The organism is Thomasclavelia sp., assembly GCF_017889095.1.
Classification (GTDB): Bacteria; Bacillota_I; Bacilli_A; order Erysipelotrichales; family Coprobacillaceae; genus Thomasclavelia.
This window is the reverse complement of record NZ_JAGHEW010000059.1, coordinates 1-2,805: the sequence shown is the minus strand read 5'-3', so window position 1 is coordinate 2,805 and position 2,805 is coordinate 1. Positions and strand designations below refer to the sequence as shown.

The 2,805-nt window shown below is 31.4% G+C and carries 3 protein-coding genes, 1 tRNA gene, 1 pseudogene and 1 other annotated feature; of the genes and pseudogenes, 3 read left to right on the top strand and 2 right to left on the bottom strand.

Annotated elements, in window-relative coordinates; genetic code table 11:
• Positions 1-662 (bottom strand): 3-deoxy-7-phosphoheptulonate synthase (locus J7M77_RS02530; protein ID WP_296875640.1); only part of this gene is annotated, 662 nt, incomplete at its 3' end.
• Between the two features lie 61 nt (positions 663-723).
• Positions 724-976 (bottom strand) — a binding site (T-box leader).
• 159 nt (positions 977-1,135) lie between these two features.
• Here J7M77_RS02530 and J7M77_RS02525 point away from each other — a divergent pair.
• Complete coding sequence (locus J7M77_RS02525; RefSeq protein ID WP_296875637.1) at positions 1,136-1,555, top strand: helix-turn-helix transcriptional regulator; 420 nt, start codon at positions 1,136-1,138, stop codon at positions 1,553-1,555.
• A gap of 194 nt (positions 1,556-1,749) precedes the next feature.
• Here J7M77_RS02525 and J7M77_RS02520 read toward each other — a convergent pair.
• Positions 1,750-1,836: transfer RNA gene (locus J7M77_RS02520), tRNA-Leu, on the bottom strand.
• A 241-nt stretch (positions 1,837-2,077) separates the two neighbouring features.
• On the opposite strand from J7M77_RS02520, the gene J7M77_RS02515 reads away from it, so the two are divergent.
• Positions 2,078-2,287: a hypothetical protein gene (locus tag J7M77_RS02515; protein WP_296875635.1), complete on the top strand. Its 210-nt coding sequence runs from the start codon at positions 2,078-2,080 to the stop codon at positions 2,285-2,287.
• A gap of 44 nt (positions 2,288-2,331) precedes the next feature.
• Positions 2,332-2,805: pseudogene (locus tag J7M77_RS02510) on the top strand (RNA methyltransferase); the annotation flags it as partial.

Genomic DNA, 2,805 nt, shown 5'->3' with positions numbered 1-2,805 from the left:
GACATGATCCATTCTTCAAAAGTGGCACTTAAGCCCCGTTTTAATAAAATTGGTTTATTTGTTCCTGCTCCAACTTTTTTAAGCAGATCAAAGTTTTGCATATTTCTTGCTCCAATTTGAATCAAATCAACTTTTTCATTAAATTCATCCAAATATGAAGCATCCATCAATTCAGAACAAATTGGCAGTCCCGTTTCTTTTTTAGCAGCTACTAGAATATCCAATCCTGAAGAACCCATTCCCTGGAAAGCATAAGGTGAAGTTCTTGGTTTGAATGCTCCCCCTCTTAAAATATTGGCACCGGAAGCTTTGATTGATTTAGCGATTTCAATTACCTGTTCTTCACTTTCAACCGAACATGGTCCTGCAATCAAGGCTAAATTATCGCCACCGATCTTCACTCCGGCAACATCAATAATTGTATCATCAGGATGAAAAGCCCGATTAGCTAATTTATATGGTTCGGATACCCGCATAACATGATCAACTGCTTCATCAACTTCAATAATTCGTGGATCAATCTTCGTTGTATCACCAATAATCCCGATAATTGATTGTTCTGTACCATGAACAACACTTACATTTAATCCTTTGTCTGTTACCATTTTTGACACTTTTTCAACATCATTATCTGTTGCTGTCATTTTCATTACAATAATCATTTTAAATATACCTCTTTTCTTTAATTCAACTCTGTATATAAATAATAAAAGCTCTCCTCCTAAAAAGGACGAGAGCTGATGCTTCGTGATACCACCTTCATTTACTAATAGATCACTCTATTAGCCTCATCAAGTACGCTATTTAAATAGTTCATACTCTAACACTTTAACGGGTGTTCCCGGAGAAACCTACTACAATTGATTCAGTCCTCTACTCCAAGATGAATTCAATATTTATAAATAGACTCTTTTTCACCAGCCAAGAGTTCTCTACGCTATCATAAATACCTACTATTTCTTTTCACAGTATTTATATCAGATGTTGTTGTATCCATTTTATAAAATTGAATCTAAGTTGTCAATATTTTTTACAAAAAAGTTACTTCCAGCGTTCAGCCTAAATCGGTCTATACTATTTTGGCAGTTTTTAAAGTTTTTTTACGATATAATCTTTTTAGATGAGGAGGAGGAAAATGAATGATAATTTTGAAACAATATTAATTGGTAAATATATTAAAAGTTTGCGTTTAAAAAAAGGCTGGTCACAAGCTAAGTTAGAAAAAATATCGGGAATATCTGCTTCAACAATCAGTAATATCGAAACTGGAAGCAAAGGGGAAACATATAATATATCAATAACAAATATCATTAAAATCGCTCATGCTTTAGAAATCAGTTTTCTAGATTTGTTGACAAATTCGGGGTTTTTATTATCAATCGGTGATCAAAAATTTGACACCATTAAATCAGAAATCTATATTTCTAATTATGAACTAATCAACATTTTTAATCGGCTTGGCCCAAGCCAACAGCAATACGTAGTTAAAACCATCAAATCACAAATTGCAAGCTATGACCAAAAAAATCAAAAAAAGTTAGTTAAAACCAAATAATCTTTATCCTTCCTTTGAGGCCATTTGGCCTCTTTTTTCTAACTAATCTAGCTAAATATTTTAAAATAACCGAGAATATCTTGAACACTTTAGAATATTCATGTTATATTTATGGTATATTAATAATATGCAAATAAAAAAGCTATTATCAACAATAGCATCTCTAATTTCTCTGATTTTTATCAAATAAAAAATGGTGCCCAAGGCCGGACTCGAACCGGCACGGCTGTTACACCGGCAGATTTTGAGTCTGCTACGTCTACCAGTTTCATCACTTGGGCATCATTTGTCAATCGACGAAGTCTATTATATATAATATTTTCAATAAAAGCAATACCCTTTTAAAAAATTATTTTTTAATATTATTTGCCTAATTACTAAAATTGCTTTTATTCATCATCTTTTATAATTTCAAAACACATTTTTTCAATTTAACAAGTTGGATATTGACTAATATGATAAAATGACGTATCTTAGAGTATAATTAACAAATAGATAAATAATTAAAAAGGAAGAAATACTATGAATTATGAAAAAATTATTGGTGAACTAAATGAAATAACTCATTCATTAGACGCTACAACCGAAACATTAGTGGGACTTCAAGAAAATGCAAAACATGAAGATTTTTTAGATAAAATCGATGTTGATTTATATCTTGAAGCACCGATTCAAGAATTAAGCCGATTAGCTAATCGCTTAGCCAAACTTACATATAAACTAAATAAATAAGACGTTGAGATTTCAACTGTCTTTTTTGCTATCAGAGGTAAATTATGGATAAACAATTTGAACAAAGAATGCAAGAATTATTAAAAGCTGATTATCCTGCTTTTATTGACTCATTAAATAAAAAACCAGTCAAAAGCTTTTATTTAAATCCTAAAAAAGAAAATGTCATTGATCACTTAGAAACAAAATACTTAACCAAACACCCATATATTAATGGTGGTTATTACTTTGATTACGATCATTATCCGTTAGGAAAACATCCCTATTTTGACTGTGGTCTATACTATATTCAAGAACCTAGTGCCATGGCTGTTTGCAATTGTGTTGAATTTAATCATGATGATTATGTTTTAGATATGTGTGGAGCACCAGGAGGCAAAACTTGCTTTGCAGCCAGTAAATTAAGTGAAGATGGATTGATGATCGCTAACGATATCAATAAACTGCGCGCTAAAATTTTAGCCGAAAATGTTGAACGCTTTGGTTTAACCAATACGATCGTAACTAACTGTGATCCG